General features: G+C 73.3%; 19 protein-coding genes and 1 tRNA gene. 14 read left to right on the top strand and 6 right to left on the bottom strand.

Annotated features, from left to right (window positions below):
- Positions 1 to 224 precede the first annotated feature (224 nt).
- The 5 genes from ACFQO7_RS31705 to ACFQO7_RS31685 all read left to right on the top strand — a co-directional run bounded on the left by ACFQO7_RS31705 (position 225) and on the right by ACFQO7_RS31685 (position 4,741).
- A complete protein-coding gene (locus tag ACFQO7_RS31705; protein ID WP_376809832.1) occupies positions 225 to 932 on the top strand; it encodes a SigE family RNA polymerase sigma factor in 708 nt (235 codons plus the stop codon).
- Entirely contained in the window at positions 929 to 2,161 is a 1,233-nt protein-coding gene (locus ACFQO7_RS31700; protein ID WP_376809831.1) for a hypothetical protein, read from the top strand. The genes ACFQO7_RS31705 and ACFQO7_RS31700 overlap by 4 nt, the downstream gene beginning before the upstream one ends.
- Positions 2,158 to 3,024, top strand: a complete 867-nt coding sequence (locus ACFQO7_RS31695) for a PHP domain-containing protein (protein WP_376809830.1) — start codon at positions 2,158 to 2,160, stop codon at positions 3,022 to 3,024. The genes ACFQO7_RS31700 and ACFQO7_RS31695 overlap by 4 nt, the downstream gene beginning before the upstream one ends.
- Positions 3,025 to 3,052: 28 nt before the next feature.
- Entirely contained in the window at positions 3,053 to 3,670 is a 618-nt protein-coding gene (locus ACFQO7_RS31690) for a MarC family protein (RefSeq protein ID WP_360536984.1), read from the top strand.
- 243 nt (positions 3,671 to 3,913) lie between these two features.
- Positions 3,914 to 4,741, top strand: coding sequence for a RecB family exonuclease (locus ACFQO7_RS31685; protein ID WP_376809854.1), 828 nt, complete (start codon positions 3,914 to 3,916; stop codon positions 4,739 to 4,741).
- Between the two features lie 106 nt (positions 4,742 to 4,847).
- On the opposite strand, the gene ACFQO7_RS31680 is transcribed toward ACFQO7_RS31685, so the two are convergent.
- A complete protein-coding gene (locus ACFQO7_RS31680) occupies positions 4,848 to 5,312 on the bottom strand; it encodes a Fur family transcriptional regulator (protein WP_376809829.1) in 465 nt (154 codons plus the stop codon).
- Positions 5,313 to 5,460: 148 nt separating this feature from the next.
- Between ACFQO7_RS31680 and ACFQO7_RS31675 the strand changes: the two genes are divergently transcribed.
- A complete protein-coding gene (locus ACFQO7_RS31675) occupies positions 5,461 to 5,946 on the top strand; it encodes a DUF2231 domain-containing protein (protein WP_376809828.1) in 486 nt (161 codons plus the stop codon).
- A gap of 4 nt (positions 5,947 to 5,950) precedes the next feature.
- Here ACFQO7_RS31675 and ACFQO7_RS31670 read toward each other — a convergent pair whose 3' ends face one another.
- Positions 5,951 to 6,238: a translation initiation factor 2 gene (locus ACFQO7_RS31670; protein WP_376809827.1), complete on the bottom strand. Its 288-nt coding sequence runs from the start codon at positions 6,236 to 6,238 to the stop codon at positions 5,951 to 5,953.
- A gap of 62 nt (positions 6,239 to 6,300) precedes the next feature.
- On the opposite strand from ACFQO7_RS31670, the gene ACFQO7_RS31665 reads away from it, so the two are divergent.
- Positions 6,301 to 6,474, top strand: coding sequence for a hypothetical protein (locus ACFQO7_RS31665; RefSeq protein ID WP_376809826.1), 174 nt, complete (start codon positions 6,301 to 6,303; stop codon positions 6,472 to 6,474).
- 73 nt (positions 6,475 to 6,547) lie between these two features.
- Here ACFQO7_RS31665 and ACFQO7_RS31660 read toward each other — a convergent pair whose 3' ends face one another.
- Entirely contained in the window at positions 6,548 to 6,862 is a 315-nt protein-coding gene (locus ACFQO7_RS31660) for an FmdB family zinc ribbon protein (RefSeq protein WP_376809825.1), read from the bottom strand.
- Positions 6,863 to 7,033: 171 nt separating this feature from the next.
- A complete protein-coding gene (locus ACFQO7_RS31655; RefSeq protein WP_376809824.1) occupies positions 7,034 to 7,624 on the bottom strand; it encodes a 5-formyltetrahydrofolate cyclo-ligase in 591 nt (196 codons plus the stop codon).
- A gap of 163 nt (positions 7,625 to 7,787) precedes the next feature.
- On the opposite strand from ACFQO7_RS31655, the gene ACFQO7_RS31650 reads away from it, so the two are divergent.
- The 6 genes from ACFQO7_RS31650 to ACFQO7_RS31625 all read left to right on the top strand — a co-directional run bounded on the left by ACFQO7_RS31650 (position 7,788) and on the right by ACFQO7_RS31625 (position 14,507).
- Positions 7,788 to 10,376: a GGDEF domain-containing protein gene (locus ACFQO7_RS31650; protein ID WP_376809823.1), complete on the top strand. Its 2,589-nt coding sequence runs from the start codon at positions 7,788 to 7,790 to the stop codon at positions 10,374 to 10,376.
- Positions 10,377 to 10,385: 9 nt separating this feature from the next.
- Positions 10,386 to 11,336 carry a UTP--glucose-1-phosphate uridylyltransferase gene (locus tag ACFQO7_RS31645; protein WP_376809822.1) on the top strand — a complete coding sequence of 317 codons (951 nt, stop codon included), beginning with the start codon at positions 10,386 to 10,388 and terminating at the stop codon, positions 11,334 to 11,336.
- A 1-nt stretch (position 11,337) separates the two neighbouring features.
- Positions 11,338 to 12,639: a molybdopterin molybdotransferase MoeA gene (locus ACFQO7_RS31640; RefSeq protein WP_376809821.1), complete on the top strand. Its 1,302-nt coding sequence runs from the start codon at positions 11,338 to 11,340 to the stop codon at positions 12,637 to 12,639.
- Between the two features lie 55 nt (positions 12,640 to 12,694).
- Complete coding sequence (locus tag ACFQO7_RS31635; RefSeq protein ID WP_376809820.1) at positions 12,695 to 13,321, top strand: GNAT family N-acetyltransferase; 627 nt, start codon at positions 12,695 to 12,697, stop codon at positions 13,319 to 13,321.
- Between the two features lie 129 nt (positions 13,322 to 13,450).
- Positions 13,451 to 14,215 (top strand): divisome protein SepX/GlpR, encoded by a 765-nt coding sequence (sepX, locus tag ACFQO7_RS31630; protein WP_376809853.1) that lies wholly within the window; start codon positions 13,451 to 13,453, stop codon positions 14,213 to 14,215.
- Positions 14,216 to 14,433: 218 nt separating this feature from the next.
- Positions 14,434 to 14,507 (top strand) — tRNA-Ala (locus ACFQO7_RS31625).
- A 115-nt stretch (positions 14,508 to 14,622) separates the two neighbouring features.
- Here ACFQO7_RS31625 and ACFQO7_RS31620 read toward each other — a convergent pair.
- The gene (locus ACFQO7_RS31620) at positions 14,623 to 16,149 is read right to left on the bottom strand and encodes a dolichyl-phosphate-mannose--protein mannosyltransferase (RefSeq protein WP_376809819.1); all 1,527 of its coding nucleotides are present in this window, start codon (positions 16,147 to 16,149) and stop codon (positions 14,623 to 14,625) included.
- Between the two features lie 85 nt (positions 16,150 to 16,234).
- Between ACFQO7_RS31620 and rsmI the strand changes: the two genes are divergently transcribed.
- Complete coding sequence (rsmI, locus tag ACFQO7_RS31615) at positions 16,235 to 17,065, top strand: 16S rRNA (cytidine(1402)-2'-O)-methyltransferase (RefSeq protein WP_376809818.1); 831 nt, start codon at positions 16,235 to 16,237, stop codon at positions 17,063 to 17,065.
- A gap of 40 nt (positions 17,066 to 17,105) precedes the next feature.
- Here the strand turns inward: rsmI and ACFQO7_RS31610 are convergent, their stop codons facing one another.
- Complete coding sequence (locus tag ACFQO7_RS31610; protein WP_376809817.1) at positions 17,106 to 18,569, bottom strand: hypothetical protein; 1,464 nt, start codon at positions 18,567 to 18,569, stop codon at positions 17,106 to 17,108.
- Between the last annotated feature and the right edge of the window lie 90 nt (positions 18,570 to 18,659).

Below are 18,659 nucleotides of genomic sequence, written 5' to 3'. Positions count from 1 at the left end.
GGCCACCGCCGAAATGCCCGATCGGCGACAGGAAAGTTCTCTACCAGATCTAGATCCGCTAGCGCGAGTGTGCCAGTCTGTCCGTTGAGGTCGACGCATACGGGGTATCCACCCGACACCGGGAACCGAACGGCGTGCGAAAGCCTCTTACACGGGGTGATGGGCGCGTCCGACGCGCCTCGGTCAGGCGTCCGCGACGTACGCCTGCGATGGGAGGTGCGTCTGTGAGCCACCGGTCGGCCATGGAGGACGAGTTCCGCGAGTTCGTGACCGCACGTTCGGCTGCCCTGCTGCGCACGGCATACCTGCTGGCCGGTGACTGGGCCACCGCGGAGGACCTGCTGCAGACGGCGCTCACCAAGACGTACCTGGCGTGGAAGCGCCTGGGCCAGATCGAGGCGGTGGAGCCGTACGCCCGCCGGGTGCTCGTGAACACCGCGACCAGCTGGTGGCGGCGACGCTGGCACGGCGAGCGACCCACCGAATTCCTACCGGAACGGGCTGCGCCGGACAATCTCGAAGAGCAGCTCGAGCGCGATGTGATGTGGAAACATGTCAAAGCCCTTCCGGCACGACAACGCGCCGTGCTGGTCCTGCGTTTCTACGAGGACATGTCTGAGGCGCAGACAGCCGCGATGCTGCAGATCTCGCCCGGGACCGTGAAGAGCCAGACCTCACGGGCGCTCGGGACGCTGCGGTCGCGGTTGGCAGCCGAGGGAATCACCGGCAGGCTGCCGGCCGCGCAGGCGGCGGCGGAGCCGGCGGTCCCGAAGCAGCGGGCGGGCACGGTCGCCACGGAATCGCTCGACCTGCCGGTCGGCGAGGTCACCCTGACGGCTGAGCCCACCCCGGTCGCGGCACCCGTGGTGCCGTCGCCTCGGCGGGAAGCTGTTCGACCGGCCCGCGTGCCGGTCGGCCAACCTGGGCGGTGACCATGCTCGAGGACGAGCTGCGTGAGATGTTCGCGGCTCGCGCGCAGACCCTGCCTGCCGCCGCCGACCCGGCTGGCCGCGCCATCCGACAGGCGCGCCGGACGACCCGGCGACGGCGCACGGCGACCGGCACGATGACGGTGTTCGCCTTCGCGACCGTGCTCGGCGGTGCCGTGGCGGCGCAGGGGCTCGGTGCCGCGGCGACGACGGCCGCGGACCCGAACCGGGTCACCTTCCAGAACCTCTTCGGCGGCGAGGCTCCCGTCGCCGCCCGCCAGACCCAGCTGCCGACCATGGACCTGCCGGTCGACCTGCTCGTCGGCCAGCAGCTGTGGACCGCCGACGGGCAGCGAGTGGACCTCGACCACGACGGTGACGTCTCCAAGATCGCCAGGGTGCCGGACGGCTGGGTGTACTCCGACTCCAGCACGGTGCGCCTGCTCCCCAACAGCGCCGGTGGGACGGTCACGCTGTCCGGCCAGGGCGAGTGGGCGGTGAGCCACGACGGCACCCGGGTCGCCACCAACGACCAGGGCACGCTGGCGGTCACCAAGGTGGCCGGCGACGACCGGGGCACCACGCTCGCGTCGACGCCGGTGCCCGAGACCGCGGCCCCGGTCACGTTCTTCGGCGACCGCGTGGTCGTGGCCAGCGAGAAGGGCTTCGACTACTGGAGCGCCGAGGCGCCCTCGAAGTACAAGGACACCTGGAACGCCGAGCTGCTCGCCGTGTTCGGCGGCGCCGCGGCCAACGTGGCCGTCGGCGTCGTGCGCGGCAAGGGCGAGCTGCTGTGCCTGGTCGACGTCACCGCGATCAAGAACGGCCTGAAGATCGGCGCGCAGCTGGGCTGCGGCGACCTGGTCGGCAAGGCGCTGGTCAAACTCCACGCGGCGCTCTCTCCCGACGGCCGGCTGCTCGCCGTGGCCTCGCCGAGCGGCCTGCAGATGATCGACCTGGACCGGGCCCGCATCGACGCGGCGGCGAACAGCGACAAGAAGCAGCCAGAGGCACAGGCGCAGGCCCAGGTCCAGGCGCTGGTGCTCCGGGCGGACTGTCCGATCACCGCCGTCGACGCCGTGGTCTGGTCGGGCAACACGACGGTGGTGACGCAGACCGAAGGCGGCGGCATCTTCGCCTGCAAGAGCGACGGCACCAAGTTGCAGGTGGCACTGCCCCCGGACGTTCAGCCCGGCTGGACGATGATCCCTTCGTACGGCACCGGCAAGTGACGATCGACCTGCACCTGCACTCCACCGCGAGTGACGGCACCACTCCTCCCGACGAGTTGATGCGCCTGGCCGGCGCGGCGGGGCTGCGGGTGGCCGCGCTCACCGACCACGACACCACCGCCGGCTGGGCGGCCGCCGCGCAGGCGCTGCCGCCCGGCCTGACCCTCATCCGAGGGGCCGAGCTGAGCTGCCGCTGGCACGGCGAGGGCGAGTCCATCGCCCTGCACATGCTGGCCTACCTGTTCGACCCGGCCGACCCCGCGCTGGTCGCGGCGCTGGCCCGGGTCCGCGAGTCGCGGCTGGGGCGCGCCGAGCGCATGGTCGCGCTGATGCGGGCCGACGGCATCGACGTGGACTGGGCCGACATCCTGGCCCACGCCGCCGGGGGCACCATCGGCCGGCCTCACCTGGCCGCCGCGCTGATCCGAGCCGGGCTCGTCGCCGACACGCAGGAGGCGTTCGGCCCGCGCTGGCTCGGCACTGGCAGCCCGTACCGGCTGCCCAAGGAGGACCTCGACGTCTTCGGGGCGCTGCGCCTGGTCAAGGCCGCCGGCGGGGTGACCGTGTTCGCCCACCCGCGCGCCTCGGTCCGCGGGCGAGTCGTGCCCGAGGAACTGTTCGGGCACCTCGCGGCCGCCGGTCTGGACGGCCTGGAGGCCGACCACCACGACCACAGCCCGGCCGAGCGCGCCGAGGTGCGCCGCATCGCCGCCGAGCTGGGCCTGTTCACCACCGGCAGCTCGGACTTCCACGGCACCCACAAGAAGGTGCGCATCGGCGAGTTCACCACGGCCCCCGAGGCGCTGGATCGGATCGTCGCCGGTGCGACGGGCGCCACCCCGGTCACGGGAGTCGCCGGATAACCCTTGCCGGTCGTGCTATGCATCCGGTGTGGATTGGAAGTTCTTCGGCGAGGTCTTCGTCACCCTGCTCGTCATCACCGACCCGCCGGGAATGGTGCCCATCTTTCTCGCGCTGACCGGGGCGCTGCCCGCCCGGGACCGGCACAAGGCGGCCACGCACGCGGTCGCGCTGGCCCTGGGCGTCATCGCCGTGTTCGCGGTGGCCGGCCAGACCATCCTGGACTACCTGCACATCCAGCTGCCCGCGCTGCAGGGCGCGGGTGGGCTGCTGCTGGTCCTGGTCGCGCTGGAACTGCTCACCGGCAAGGCCGACGACCCCGACCAGCAGTCGACCTCGAACATCGCTCTGGTGCCGCTCGGCACGCCGCTGCTGGCCGGTCCCGGTGCGATCGTGGCGACGATGCTGTTCGTGCAGCGCGCCGACAGCACCGCGCAGTACGTGGCGATCGGGCTGGGCATCGTGGCGGTCATGGTCGCGGTGTGGCTGGTGCTGCGCTACTCCGGGATCATCGTGAAGGTGCTGCGGCCCGGCGGCATCGAGGTGCTCACCCGCATCGCGGGTCTGCTGCTCGCCGCGATCGCGGTCCAGCTGATGGCCGACTCGATCGGCGCCTTCGTCGAGCTGTTCACGACCGCGCATCCCTGACCGGGGCCGGTCGGGCGGCGCGGGGCACATTCCGTTCGGAATATACGCCGACCTATCTCGTCGACTTCGATCTCGTGGGAGTCGACGAGATAGGCCGGCGTCTGTGAAGAACGGGTTCTCGGGCGAGCGGGCGGGCGGGTCGGCTCGCGCGTGTCCGACCGGGCTGGCACGATCTGCCAGGTGAGCCGAACCCCCAGCCCCCGCCGCGGCAAGGACGTCCCGGAGCAGCTCGGCTTCGACATGATGCCCGAGCGCCTGTTCGTGTGCACCCCGAGCAAGCTCTCGTCGTACGCCGACTGCCCGCGCCGCTACCGGCACACCTACCTCGACCGGCCCGCGCCGCAGAAGGGGCCCGCCTGGGCGCACAACTCGCTCGGCGCGAGCGTGCACACGGCGCTGCGCAACTGGTGGGACCTGCCGGTGGAGCGGCGGGACAATGCCGCGCTGCCGCGGCTGCTGAGGGCGACCTGGGTGCGCGAGGGCTACCGCGACGACGAGCAGGAGCGGGCGGTCTACGAGCGGGCGCTGGGCTGGCTGGAGGCGTACACCGCCGATCTGGACCCCGAGCTGGAACTGCTGGGCGTCGAGCGCACGGTGGCCGCGAAAACGGCGGTGCTGGCGCTGAGCGGCCGGGCCGACCGGATCGACGCGCGCGGCGGCGAAGCCGTGATCGTCGACTACAAGACCGGCCGCACCGGTCTGGACGTTGACGATGCGCGCGGCTCGCTGGCGCTGGCGCTCTACGCGTTCGCCGCCGAGCGGGTGTTCCGCCGCCCGTGCCGCAAGGTCGAACTGCACCATCTGCCGACCGGTACGGTGGCCGCGCACGAGCACACCCCGGAGTCGATCGCTCGGCACGTGTCCCGCGCCGAGGACACCGCGCGCGACATCGTGGCGGCGGAGAAGGCGCTGGCCGAGGGCACGCCACCGGACGAGGCCTTCCCGACCCGGCCGGGCAGTCTGTGCAGCTGGTGCGACTTCCGCCGGGTGTGCCCGGCGGGCGCGCAAGCTCCGGTCAAGGAGAGCTGGGCCGCCGTGGAGACGACCCCGACCGGCCCCGTTCCTGCCTAGATCACTCGACTTGCCCGGCACCTGGGCGAATGGCGTTCCAAGATACGCACAGGTGCCAGGCAAGTCGGACGATCTTGACGGCGCGGGCAGGCGCGGCCGGTGCGGGTCAGGCCGGGGTGACGGTGGTGCGGTCCTCGGCGGCGAGTTGCTGGCAGGACGGGCACAGGCCCCAGTAGGTGACCTCGGCCTCGTCGAGGGCGAAGCCGTGCGTCTGGCTCGGGTCGAGGCAGGGCGCGGCACCGACGGCGCAGTCCACGTCGGCGATCGCGCCGCAGCCGCGGCAGACGATGTGGTGGTGGTTGTCGCCGGAGCGGGCCTCGTATCGGGCGGGGGAGCCAGCGGGCTCGATGCGCCGGGCCAGTCCCGCGCGGGCGAGCGCGCCGAGCACGTCGTAGACCGCCTGGGTGGAGACCGAGTCGAGGCGCTGCCGGGCCTGCCGGGTGATCTCCTCGACCTCGAGGTGGCCGCCCTGCCCGAGGATGTCGAGCACGGCGAGCCGCGGCCGGGTCACCCGCAGGCCCCGCGCGCGAAGGAGAGCCTGTGGCTCGATGTCGCCGTACATGAACACCATTTCAGCAGCTAACTTGGATCTCCTCAAGAAAAGGTCCGATATACGTGCTCTGCGACACGGGCCATTCCCCCTCTGTCCCATCGACGTGGGCGGGTCTAGGCTCACCTTGACCTTGGGTACGCACCCCCGGAATCCACGTGGAGGCACAGTGTTCGAGGACCTTCTCGGCCTGCCGGCTCACCCCCTGCTCGTGCACGCCGCAGTCGTGTTCGCCCCGCTGCTGATCGCCGGCGTGGTGGTCTATTCGTTCGTGCCATCCGTGCGCCGCTACATCGGCTGGGCGGTGCTGCTGCTCGGCGTCGGCGCGCCGATCGCGCTGTGGTTCGCGCGCCAGAGCGGCGAGGCGCTGTTCACGACGCTTGTCGAGAAGGGCTACCCGCCGCAGATCCTCGCCCAGGTGGACCTGCACAAGGACTTCGGCGACGCGGCGGCCTGGGCGGGCACCCTGCTCGGTGTGCTGGCGATCGCGCTGGTGTTGTTCACGCACTCGGCCGCGAAGAAGCCGGCGACCAGCGGTTCCCGTGCCACGGGCTGGGCGCTGATCGCGCTGAACCTGCTGGCCGCCGGAGCCACCGCCTACTACGTCTTCAAGACCGGCGACACCGGAGCCCAGGCGGTCTGGAGCAACATCTGACGGGTCAGGTCCGCCACTGCAGGCACGCGATCAGGATCAGCACGACGCCCGCGGCTATGCCGAGCGCGTTGGTGAACCGGTCCGCGCGCTCCTCGGCGGCGTCGATGGCGTCGTGGTCCACTTCGGGCAGCCGCCGCGGGGGCACGACACGCGGGGCGACCTCCGGGTGCCACCCCGGCGGCGGCGGCACCGCGGGCGGCGGACCGGGGTACGCCGCGGCGGCCTGCTCGGCGTCGGCCCCGTCCGCGGCCGGGGCCGGCCGGCGCCACTGATCGTCGGCGGGCCGGTTCACAAGGGCCGACCGACTGGCAGGCGGCGGGACCAGCCGATCCTGGCTGGTCCTATGCTGCGGTGGTGAGCAGTGACGCTGTCCCCGCCGGTCGCGACGACGACCGCGTGGTGGAGTTCGACGACGAGAGTCCGGTGCTGCCGGAGCAGACCCGTGACGACACGGACCGGGGCTGGGGCGAGCGGTCGTGGAGCAACGACGACCGGCTGCGCGACGAGCGCCCGCCGCACTGGGACTGACCGCCGGCCACAGCGATGGCGGGGCTGACGCACCGCCGTACTATAGCGCGGAACCGGACATTGCGGACGTAGCTCAGGAAGCGCTGCTGCTCGCGGTCGAGGACGAGGTGCTCGACGACGGCGTGCTGCTGCTCGACGAGGAGCTGCTGCCGCTGGTCGAGCTGCCGGACGACGAGCTGCTTGACGCCGCGGGGGCCGTGCCGGAGCCGCTGCCGCGCGAGTCGGTGCGGTAGAAGCCGGATCCCTTGAAGACCACGCCGACCGACGAGAACAGCTTGCGCAGGGTGCCCTCGCACGTCGGGCACTCGGTCAGCGGCTCGTCCGCGAACGACTGCACGGCCTCCAGCTGGTGACCGCAAGCGGTGCAGGCGTACTGGTAGGTGGGCACGTTCCCCTCCATGATCATTGCTGGCACTCGGGTATACCGAGTGCTAATAGTGCCTGACCGCCCCGCGACGTGCCAAGTAGCTGTCGCCGATCACACTGTGTGCCTTCTCCTCGCTGCGCTCGTCGGCGGCAAGGCCGAGCCTTCCGGTTCGCTCGCGAAGCTCGCTCAGCGTCAGCCCGGAATGCGCCGCAGGCCGCTCGGCATGAGCGCGCCGTGCACGCGCTGGTCGTGCGCCTCGGCGGGGATCCCGTCGAGCAGCTCACCGTCGTACAGCAGCGCGATCACCGGTGCGCCGCCGCGTACCCGGGCCAGGGCGCGGTCGTAGCTGCCCCCGCCGCGGCCGAGCCGCGTGCCGCGCCCGTCGACCGCGACCGCCGGGACCAGCACCAGATCGGCCGTGGTGATCCCCGTCACGCCGAGGCGGGGACCGGTGGGCTCGTGTAGCCCGAACGGGGCGGGTGCCAGCGACTCCGGCCCGGCGTACGCGGCCCAGTCGAGATCGCGGTCGGGCCGCAGCACCGGCAGCAGCACCCGGGCCACGCCGGGCGTGGCGGCCAGCCGATCGGGCAGCCCGGGGCCGCCGGGTTCGCCGACCATCGGCACGTACGCGCAGACGGTCAGCGCCGCACCGGGCGCGACCAGCTCCGGCAGCCGCGCGGCCAGCGCCGTGTCCGCCTCGTCGAGCGCGGCCGGGGTCAGTGCGCGGCGGGCCGCCAGCACCGCGGCGCGCAGCTCACGCTTGGTGGGCGCGGGCGTCGTCACCGCGGGGAATCAGCCTGGACGTGACGGTGCACGCGGTTCGCCACAGCGGTTACTGACAAAACGGAATATTCACTCATAACGTCCTCAGGTTGTACAAGCGACGCATCCTAGTTCGACGTTCGCCGTTGACCCCGGTGACTTCACCGCCGCCGAGGGGGAAAGTGTGACACTGCGCGCCCGGCTCACCACCGCCTTCCTGGCGGTGGTCCTCAGTCCCGTCCTGCTCGGCGCGTTCTTCGTCGGCACGATGGTCAGCAAGCTGTCCCACGAGCGCGCCACCGAACGGCTGGCCGTCGCCGCCGGCTCGGTGCGCACCTCGGTCGGCTCGCTCTGCGGCCAACTGCGCGCCGTCGCCGAGGGCGTCGCCGCCGCACCGGCCGACCAGCGCCTGGCCACCGCCGAACGTATGGTCGCCGCGGGGCTCGCCGGCGGTGTGCACATCGACACCGGCGTCGACGGCGTCACCACCGCCCAGGCCCCGGCCCCGCCGTGGGCCGACTGTGCCGGGCCCGACCCGCAGGTGCGCCCGGACGCGGTGGCCGGGTTCGAGGCGCTGTCGGCCCGGGTGCCGCTGGCCGGCGCGAACGGCGAGCCGACCGGCATCGTCTCGGCCGCCCTCACCGTCGACGGCGACCTGATCCGCCGTCTGGCCCAGGCCAGCGGCGCGCAGCTGACCCTGCTGCCCGGGGCCGGCGTCCCGGCGGGCGCGTCCGCCGCTGACCCCGACCTGGCTGCGGACCCCGACGGCACCCTCGGCGAACCGGACGGCACGGCCGACACCATCGACGACGCGGATGACACCGAGAACGACGCGGGCGGCATCGGTGGCATGCCCGGGGCTGTTCCGGGCGGCATCGGCGCGATCGGCCCGGGCGGCACCGGAACGAACGGCGCGCCCGCCGGCACCGGAGCGAACGGGCAGGCCGTCGCAGGCGCCGGGGCCGACAGCGCGGCGGCAGGTGTGGCGGCGGGGCAGCCCGGCGACCTCACCGGCGGCGCGCTGCCCGTCGACCCGACTGCCGACGGGCCGGGCGGCGCCGACTCCCTCGCCGCCCCGGGCGACACCGCGACGAACGGTGCGGCGGGCGTGGACGCGGCCCAGGGGACCGGCGTCGCCGGGGACGAGCCGGTCGGCGGTGACTTCGGCCGTGAGGTCGACCTGGCCCCCGCGCCCGAGGAGACCGCCCCGGGCGGGCCGGTGCACACCACGATGCTCGGCGCGGACGCGGCCACCATCAGCGGGTACGCGGGCAAGCTGGGCGACGGCGCGACCGGCTCGGCCGACAACGGCCACCTGGTGGCCCGGATCGGGCCGGTGGCCGGGGAGCCGCAGCCGCTGGCCGTGTCGCTGACCGCCCGCCCGCCCACCGGTCTCTACCTGCTGCTCACCCTCGTCGTCCTGATCACCGCCGGGGTGGCCGTGACGGTCGCCTGGTGGCTGGCGAAGACCGCGACCGAACCCGTGGTCGAACTGGCCGCGGCCGCGGACCGGGTGGCCGGGGGCGATCTGGACGCCCGGGTGCCGGTCCGCGGCAACGACGAGATCGGACGGATGGCCACCGCGTTCAACCACATGACCCGCGAGCTGCACACCTACGTGGCGGCGCTGACGGCCAGCCGGGACCAGCTGCGCGGGCACCTGGGCGTGCTCGGCGACACCCTGTCCAGCACGCACGACCTGGACCGCATCCTGCGGGTCATCCTGCAGACCGCCCGGCACGCCACCGGCGCGTCGGCCGGCATGGTGCTGCTGGCCGACCCGGCCACCGGCGCGCTGGTCGGCCAGTGCACCGAGGGCCTGCCCGAGCAGTGGACCACCGGGGAGCGGGGCACCCTGCGCGTGCCGTACGGGCTGGGCCTGACCGGTTCCGTCGCCGCCACCGGGGTGCCCCGGCTGGGCCGCGTCGAGCGCGACGGTCCGCGCCTGGACCCGGGCGAGCCGGACTGCCGGACGTACATGGTGGTGCCGTTCTCCGCGCCGGGGCTGGGCGAGGCGAGCTCGTTCCCGCAGCCGGGGGCGCTGCCCGCGGCGCGCGGCGTGCTGGCCCTCTACGACCGGCTCGGCCGCGACGAGTTCGACGACTCCGATCTGGTCACCCTGCGCACCTTCGCCGGGCAGGCCGCGGTCGCGGTGGACAACGTACGGGTGCACGAGGAGGCGCAGCGGCTGTCGGTGACCGACCCGCTGACCGGGCTGTTCAACTACCGCTCGCTGCGCGAGTCGCTGCGCCGGGAGTCCGAGCGGGCGGTGCGCTTCGGCCGGCGGCTGTGTGTGCTCGCCCTGGACCTGGACCGGTTCAAGGAGATCAACGACACCTACGGCCACGCGGCCGGGGACGCCGTGCTGGCCGAGTTCGCCCAGCGCATCCGGTACGAGATCCGCGAGGTCGACGTGGCCTTCCGGCACGGCGGCGAGGAGTTCGTGGTGCTGCTGCCGGAGACCGACGAGGTGGGCGGGGTCGCCGTCGCCGAGCGGCTGTGCGACGCGGTGCGCCGTGAGCCGATCATCGTGCCGGCCCGGGACGGCGGCGCGGACCTCTACGTCAATGTCACGGTCTCCATCGGACTGGCCGTGCTGCCCGACCACGGGTCGCAGGGCGCCGGGGTGCTCCAGGCGGCCGACGAGGCCCTGTACGCCGCCAAGGCGGCCGGGCGTGACACCTTCCAGGTCGCGCTGCCCGGCGGCATCCTGTGCCCATCCGGCGGCGCGTCGAGCAGCCCACAAGCCCCTCGACAGGCTCGGGGCCGTTAGTCTCGCGACATGTCGGAGCACACCCCCCACGCACAAGCGCACGGTCAGCGGGCCACCAAGGCGGTCATCCCGGCCGCCGGACTGGCGACCCGGTTCCTACCGGCCACCAAGGCGGTGCCCAAGGAGTTGCTGCCGGTCGTCGACCGGCCGGTTCTGCAGTACATCGTGGAAGAGGCGTCGCGGTCGGGCATCAACGACGTCCTGCTGATCACGGGTCGCGGCAAGACCAGCATGGTCGACCACTTCGACCGCCAGCCCTACCTGGAGGCGCGGCTGGAGGCCAAGGGCGACCTGGAGCGGCTGGCCGCCGTCCGCGGGACCTCGGAGCTGGCCGAGATCTACACCTGCCGCCAGGGCGAGCCGCTGGGCCTGGGCCACGCGGTCTCCTACGCCGAGTCCCACGTGGGCGACGCCCCGTTCGCGGTGCTGCTGGGTGACGAGTTCACCGAGGAGTCGCACCCGCTGCTGCCGCAGATGATCGAGCTGCAGTCGCGCACCGGCGGCATCGTGCTGGCGTTCATCGAGATTCCGCAGGACCAGGTCAACCGGTACGGCATCGCCTCGGTGTCCGACGCCGGTCCCGAGTACGCCGATGTGGACAACGTCGTGCGGGTCACCGGGCTGGTGGAGAAGCCGGCCGTCGAGGAGGCCCCGAGCAACCTGGCCGTCGTCGGCCGGTACGTGCTGCCCGGCACGATCTTCGACGCGATCCGGCGCACCAAGCCGGGCAGCGGCGGCGAGATCCAGCTCACCGACGCGATGGCGCTGCTGCTCGCGGAGGGCACGCCGGTGCACGGCATCGTGTACCGCGGGCACCGCTACGACACCGGCATGCCGCTCGGCTACCTCCAGGCCGTCGTGCAACTGGCCAGCGAACGCGACGACCTCGGCCCCGCCTTCACGGCGTGGCTGAAGTCCTTCGTCGCGGGCCTCGACCGCAATGCGGGGAAGGCCTCCTGACATGACCGCCACGGTCAGGTCCACTCCGGACCCCGTCCATCTCGACGCGGCAGCCGCGGCCGAGCTGACGCCACTCGCCGACTACCTGGGCAGCGTGCTGCGCAGGCTGCGGGCGCTGCCGGCGTTGGATCTGGACCTGACCCAGGCGCACGGCAACGTGCTGGCCGACAACGTGGTGGCGAGCCACCCGTACCCGGCCTTCGACCAGGCCGCGATCGACGGTTACGCGGCCCGGTCCGAGGACGTCGCCGCGGCGGCCGCGGGCCGGCCCGCCCGGCTGAACGTGGTGGGCGACCTCGCCGCGTCCAGCTGGCGGCCGGCCCGGCTCACGCCAGGCACCTGCTTCTCCGTCGCCGCCGGGGCGGCCCTGCCGCAGGCCGCCGACGTGGTGGTGCCGATCCGCTGGACCGACCAGGGCATGGCCTCGGTCGAGGTCTACCACCCGGTCAAGCGCGGTCTGGGCGTACGCCGCACCGGCGAGATCGTCGCCGAGGGCATGGTGCTGGCCCGCGCCGGGACCACGGTCACTCCCGCGCTGGTCGGGGCGCTGGCCGCCAGCGGGATCGGGCACGTCGTGGTGCGGCCCAGCCCGCGTGTCGTGATCGTGTCCACGGGCGACGAACTCGTCGAGGCGGGTCGGGTCTCCCAGGCCGGGCAGGTCGTCGACGTCAACTCGCACGCGTTGACCGCGGCCACCGCGGAGGCGGGCGCGCACGCGTACCGCGTGGGGATCTGCGACGACGACCCGGAGGCGCTGCGCGCGCTGCTGGAGGACCAGACGCTGCGCGCCGATCTGATCATCACCACCGGCGGGTCCGGCACCGGGCCGGGCGACATGGTGCGGCGCATCCTGTCGCGCCGCGACGGCAGCCGCGCGGGCATGGTGACCTTCACCGACGTGTCGCTGTACCCGTGCGGCACGCTCGGCTTCGGCACCGTCGGCAGCGCCGAGGAGGTGCCGATCGTGTGCCTGCCCGGCGAGCCCGGGGCCGCGCTGATCGGCTTCGAGGTGCTGGCCCGGCCCGTGATCCAGGTGCTGGCCGGGGCCGAGCCGGTGTTCCGGCCCTCGGTGCGCGGCCACCTGCTGGAGACCGTCGCCTCGCCGGGCGGGCTGCGCGAGTTCCGGCCCGCGCTGGTCGCCGAGCGCCGCGGGGGCGGCTACACGGTGCAGCCCCTGCCGGGCGGTGCCCGTACCCTGGCCGGTATGGCGGAGGCGAACGGACTTCTGGTGCTGGGTGAGCGGGTGACCAGCGCGGCCGCGGGTTCCACCGTGGACGTGCTGCTGCTGGACCGCCGGCGATGAGGGGGCAGGTCCTGCGCCTCCCGCTGTCGTGTCCCGCCGCCGCGCAGGCGATGGCATGAGCAGCGCGGTGGGGTATCCGGCGGTGCTCACCGACGGCAACGTCGTGCTGCGGCCGTACCGGCGCGGCGACGCCGGGCAGTGGGTGGAGGTGCGCACCTACAACGAGGCCTGGCTGCGGCAGTGGGAGGCCATCCCGCCCGCGCCGTGGGCCGAGCTGAACTCGACCGCCGCCTTCCACATGATCCGGCGGGCCATGCGCAAGGGCGCCCGCCAGGGCGAGTCGATGCCCTTCGCGATCTGCGTACGCGAGCAGGGCCGCGAACGCCTCGTCGGGCACATCAACCTGGGCAGCATCGTGCGCCGGGCGTTCTCGTCGGCGTACTGCGGCTACTGGATCGACTCGCGGGTGGCCGGGCGCGGCATCATGCCCACGGCGCTCGCGCTCGTCGTCGACCACGCGTTCGGGTCGGGCCGGCTGCACCGGGTCGAGGTCAACATCCGGCCGGAGAACAAGCCCAGCCGCCGCGTGGTGGAGAAGCTCGGCTTCCGGGAGGAGGGCTACCACCCGCACTACATGTTCATCGACGGCGCTTGGCGCGATCACATCGGATACGCGCTGACCTGGGAGGACGTCGCCACCGACGGCGGCCTGATGGCCCGCTGGCGGCGCCGGCGCGGCTGAACCCGACTTCACCTTCCTACGGTGTGGCGTTGTGCGATCACGTGATCACGAACGTAGGCTCCCCTCACTGGAAGTCTTACGGTGGCCGATCGATAGGCCGGTCACCGCACTACGGGTGTGACGGGAGGGGTGAGGGTGCCGACCTCGGTGCTCCTCGCCGTCCTCGCCGCTGCGGGCCTGCTCGCTCTCGCCCCGGCGCTGGTGCGCCGGTACGACGCCACCGAGCGGCTGGTGGCGGAGCGGGCGATCTCTACCGCGCGGGTGCTGTCGCGCCGGCGCCGCCGCCGCACGGTGCCCGGCCGCCGCCCGATCCGGCCGTCCCGGGCACTGTGCACCGCCCCCGTATCCGCCCCGCCAACGTCCGGCAAGGGCCCCTCCCGCACCCCGCTGCGACTCGTCGGCCAGGGCGAGCGGGCCAAGGCCAAGCCCCGCCGCCGGCACCGCCCCGCCGTGTACCGCCGCCGGCGGCTGCTCGCCGGGCTGGTGCTGCTGAACCTGGTGCAGCTGGCCGGCGTCGCGCTGGTCAGCCCCGGCTTCCTGATCAGCGTGTCGGTGACCGGCTCGATGCTGCTGCTGTACGTCGCCCACCTGCGCGGACAGGCTCTGCGTACGGCACGTCGCCGCCGGGCCGAGGAGCGGCAGGCGCAGTGGCTCGCCGAGCAGCAGGCGCAGGTCCGCCTCGCCCAGCGGCGGCGTGCCGAAGCCCGCCGCGAGGCCGCGAGGCTGCTCCAGGAGGAGCTGCTGCGGGCCCAGGAGCAGCTGGCGGCGTTGCAGGCCCAGGCGGAGTCCCTGGCCGCCGAGGCGCCCCCGCCACCCCGCGTGGCCACCATCTCCTACCGCGGCCGCCAGGGCGGCGTACGCGGCAAGCCGTACCACGCGGGCCCGGCCGCCTGAGGCCGTGCCGCTGCGGGTGGCAAGACCGCTGTTTGCGGTCAGATTGTGCGGTGCGACCCGAGGTTCTGCCCTGAAACGGCGATCTGCGGCGGCGACGCCGCGCGCCGGACGGAGCGGGGACGCGGCAGGCGGGACGTGACGCGCGACGCACGGGGTATGGATTCGCGATCGTCCGGCGGACCTGCTAACCTTGGCCGGTCCGTGAAACGGACCAACTCGGGGACGTGGCGCAGCCCGGTAGCGCACCTCGTTCGCATCGAGGGGGTCAGGGGTTCGAATCCCCTCGTCTCCACCCGAGAAAGCCCAGCTCATAGAGCTGGGCTTTCGCCATTTCCGGGTGTGGGTGGAACCGGGAACGCCGAAGGCCCGCGGCGGCTCGCCACGGGCCTTCGGGAGGCGTCCCGCCGTCAGATCCAGCGGTTGCCCAGGAACATGCGGTGCTGCCAGTCCACGTACGGGATGGACTGGCCCGTGTAGATCGGGTAGAAGAACGCGAACATGATCACGACGAGCAGCACGTACGCGCCGAGCGCGATCGAGCCGATGAGCTGCCTGTTCTCGTCCTGTGGCAGGCCCGGCGGGGAGGTGAGGATCGCCCCGAAGACGAACACCACGGCCAGGATCAGGAACGGCTCGGCCGGCATCGCGTAGAAGTAGAACATCGTGCGGTGCGGGAAGAAGAACCACGGGATCAGCGCGGCGGCCGTCATCGCCAGGATCGCCCCGGCCCGCCAGTCGCGGCGGGCGATGCCGAACCACAGCGTCGCGCCCAGCGCGGGCAGGAAACTCCACCACAGCAGTGGCGTGCCCAGCAGCAGCACCTCGGCCGCGCACTGGTCCACCCCGCAGCCCGGGTCCCCGGACCAGTAGAAGGCCACCGGGCGGCCCAGCAGCAGCCACTGGATGGGCGCCCACGCCCCCTCGGACTGGTACGTGTGCTCCGAGCTGAGGCCTTCGTGGAAGTTCAGCGCCTCCTGGTGGTAGTGCAGCAGGCTGCTGAACCAGTTCGGCGACCAGGTCCGGTAGTAACCGCCGTCGGTGAAGATCCAGCCGCTCCAGCTCGCCAGATACACACCCAGCACGATCGGGATGCAGGCGAGGATCCACAGGCCCTCGTCGAGGATGGTGTCGATGATCGGGTGGCGCACCCCGGCACTGCGCCGGGCGCCCACCTCCCACCAGATAACCAGCAGCACGACCACCGGCAGGAACGCCAGTGCCGACCACTTCACGGCCAGGGCGCAGCCCAGCAGGGCCGCCGCCGCCAGCCGCCACCACGGCACCGCGCACGGCGGCCGGTTGTCCCGGCCCCGCCCGTGCGGATTTCCGCCCCCCTCGATGAAGCGCAGCCAGCGCAGGCGGCGCTGATCACGGTCGAGGACCAGCGCGCCGAACGCGGCCAGCAGGAAGAACATCAGGAACAGGTCCAGCAGCGCGGTGCGTGACAGCACGAAGTGCATGCCGTCGAACGCCATCAGCAGGCCCGCCGCGCAGCCCAGCACCACCGAGCCGAACATGCGCATGGCGATGCGGGTGAACATCAGCACCGAGATGGTGCCGAACACCGCCGCCGACAGCCGCCAGCCCGCCTCGTTGTAGCCGAGGACCTGCTCACCCAGCCCGATGATCCACTTGCCGAGCGGCGGGTGCACGACGTAGCCGGCGGTGCCGTTCTTCTCGTCCCACTCGAACCCCTTCTCCCACAGCCAGTGGGCGTCGGTGGCGTAGTAGGTCTCGTCGAAGATCTTGCCGGGCGGCTTCGCCAGGTTGTAGAGGCGCAGCACGCCCGCGAGGAACGTGACCGCCAGCGCGGCCAGCCACGCGTACGGGTTCAGCCGCTGCTCCAAGGGCAGCAGCCGACGCCGAACGACATTGAGCACGTGCGGCTCGGAAGTGATGGGCGCCTGCGGGGGCGCCGTCGCCGTCTGGGTCACGCCAAGGATCGTAGGCTGAAAAACTCGGAATCCGTCGCCTCAGTTCGCGGTGATCGGCAAAAGAACGCATCGAAGGCAGGGACAGATGGCGGAACTCACCGGGCTGGTGCTGTGCGGCGCGCCGCTGGGCAACCCCGCGGACGCCTCGGCGCGGCTGCGCCAGGTGCTCACCGAGGTGGACCTGGTCGCGGCCGAGGACACCCGGCGGCTGCTCCGGCTGGCCCGCGACCTCGACGTCGTCATACCAGGAAAGATCGTCTCGTACTTCGAGGGCAACGAGGAGCGGCGTACCCCCGAACTGGTCGAGGCGATGCGCGACGGGCAGCGGGTGGCGCTGGTGACCGACGGCGGCATGCCCAGCGTCAGCGACCCCGGCTACCGGCTCGTCGCGGCGGCGCTCGCGGCCGGGCTCCCCGTCACCTGCGCCCCCGGCCCCAGCGCGGTCACCACCGCGCTGGCGCTGTCCGGGCTGCCCTGCGACCGGTTCTGCTTCGAGGGCTTCCTGCCGCGCAAGGGCGGCGAGCGGCGCGCCCGGCTGGCGGCGCTCGCGGCCGAGGAGCGCACCCTGGTCTTCTTCGAGTCCACCCACCGCGTCCAGGACACCCTCGCCGACCTGGTGGCGGCGTTCGGCGGCGACCGGGCCGCGGCCCTGTGCCGCGAGCTGACCAAGACCTACGAGGAGGTACGCCGCGCGCCGCTGGCCGAGCTGGCGGAGCTGGCGGAGTTCCGGGGCGAGATCACCCTGGTCGTCGCGGGCGCGGTGCCCGACACGACCCGCCCGACCGACGAGCAGCTCATCGCCGAGGTCGCCGCGCACGTGGCCGAGGGCATGTCCCGCCGTGACGCCGCCGCCGCCGTGGCCGCCGCCCACCGCCTCCCCAAACGCGACGTCTACCACCTCTCCACCCGCCGCTGACCCCGCGCACCCGGAGGTGGCGGGGTCAGCCGGCGGCGGGTCAGAAGGTGGCGGCGAGGAAGCCGATGGTGACGAGGAGGGGGCCGGCGAAGGCGAGGCCGACGGCGGCGAGCCGTTCGCGGGGCTCCGGCAGGCGCAGGGCGCCGGTGGCGAAGACGATGGCGACCGAGCAGAGCAGCACGATCGACAGTCCGACGATCCAGCGCAGGTGCAGGCCGCCGGTGCCGTTGGTGACGTACGCCCGGTGGCTGTTCGCCCCGACGATGCGCGCCGGGGCGCTCAGGCCCTCGGCCTGCCCGGGCGGGCCGAACACGTCGACCGAGACGGCGGTGAAGTCGCGCGCCGGGGTGGCGAACTCGCCCACGCAGCGCTGCAGCAGTCCGCTGCCCGCGCAGCCGGTGACGGTCAGGGTGCCGGTCTTGCCGTGACCCATCGCGAGCCACAGCGGCTCCGCGCTGACCCAGCTGAAGAACGCCGCGACCAGCGCGAACAGGATCAGCAGCGGCATCGCGACGACGGTACGCCGGGGCGCGCGCGGCGGCCGCGCCCGCTTGCGTTTCGGGGCGTCCTCCTGCCGGGCGCGACGGCCGCCGCGCAGCCGCGGGTCGATCCAGCTCTCCCGGGGGACCTCCTGCACCGGCATGGTGAACGCCTCGGTGGGCGCGGCGTACCCGGTGGCATGCGGCTGAGCGGCTCCGGCCGACACCGGCCGCTGCGCCCCGGGTGGCGCGGGGATGGTGGGCGGAGAACCGGGCTCGGACCCGTCGACGGCGTCCGGCAGGTCGGCGTGCCAGTCGTCCTCGGCCAGGTCGATCGTCACGGCGTCCCGCGCCGCCCGCCCCGGCCGGCCTTGAGCCACGGTGTCGAAGGCCCGGCCGAACGTGGCCCGGGGCGGGTCGTCATCCAGGGCGTACTGGTCGAACGGCTCGTCGGGGTCGGGGCGGCGGGTCGGCTCGCCGAGCCAGGACGGGTTCGTGCGGCCGTGTTCGGGCAGGTCCAGGTCGAAGCGGCCGGTCGGCTCGCCGAGCCAGGCGGGGTGCACACGCTCCGCGGGCTCCGCGGCGTGCGCGGATTCCGTGGCGGGGGTGGGCTCGACGGCCTGGGTGGGCTCGACGGCTTGCGCGGGCGTCGCAGGTGGCGCGGGTTTCGCTTCAGCGACCGGGCCCTGATCCGGATCCGCAGGTGCGCTGTCCACGTGCTGCGGTGCTGCCGCACCGTCCGGCTGCTCCGCGTCGCGCGCCTGTGGTGCCGGGTCGGACGCCTGCGGTGCCGGGTCGGACGCCTGCGGTGCCGGGTCGGACGCGGCGGCCCGGCGCGAATGGGGCGCCTCATCGGGGCGGCGCCACGGGGCGTCCAGGTCGGTCGGCAGGGCCACCAGGCCCGGCGGGGGCGGCGCGATGAGCGTGCCGGACCGTACCGGCCGGGAGGGGTGGGGTTCGTCGCGGCCGGAGGCCGTGCCGGGCTCGACCCGCTGGGTGGGCTCATCGTGTGCGAGGCTGTCCACGTTATCCCTCATACCTGGTCATTTCACTCCAGTCGGACACCCGACAAGCGGATTTGCCGCGCGTGTCGTACGAGGTGACAACCGGTGCAT

The organism is Catellatospora aurea (assembly GCF_042663325.1).
Classification (GTDB): Bacteria; Actinomycetota; Actinomycetes; order Mycobacteriales; family Micromonosporaceae; genus Catellatospora; species Catellatospora aurea.
Note: the sequence above shows the minus strand (reverse complement) of the source record. Positions and strands in the feature narration are given on the sequence as shown.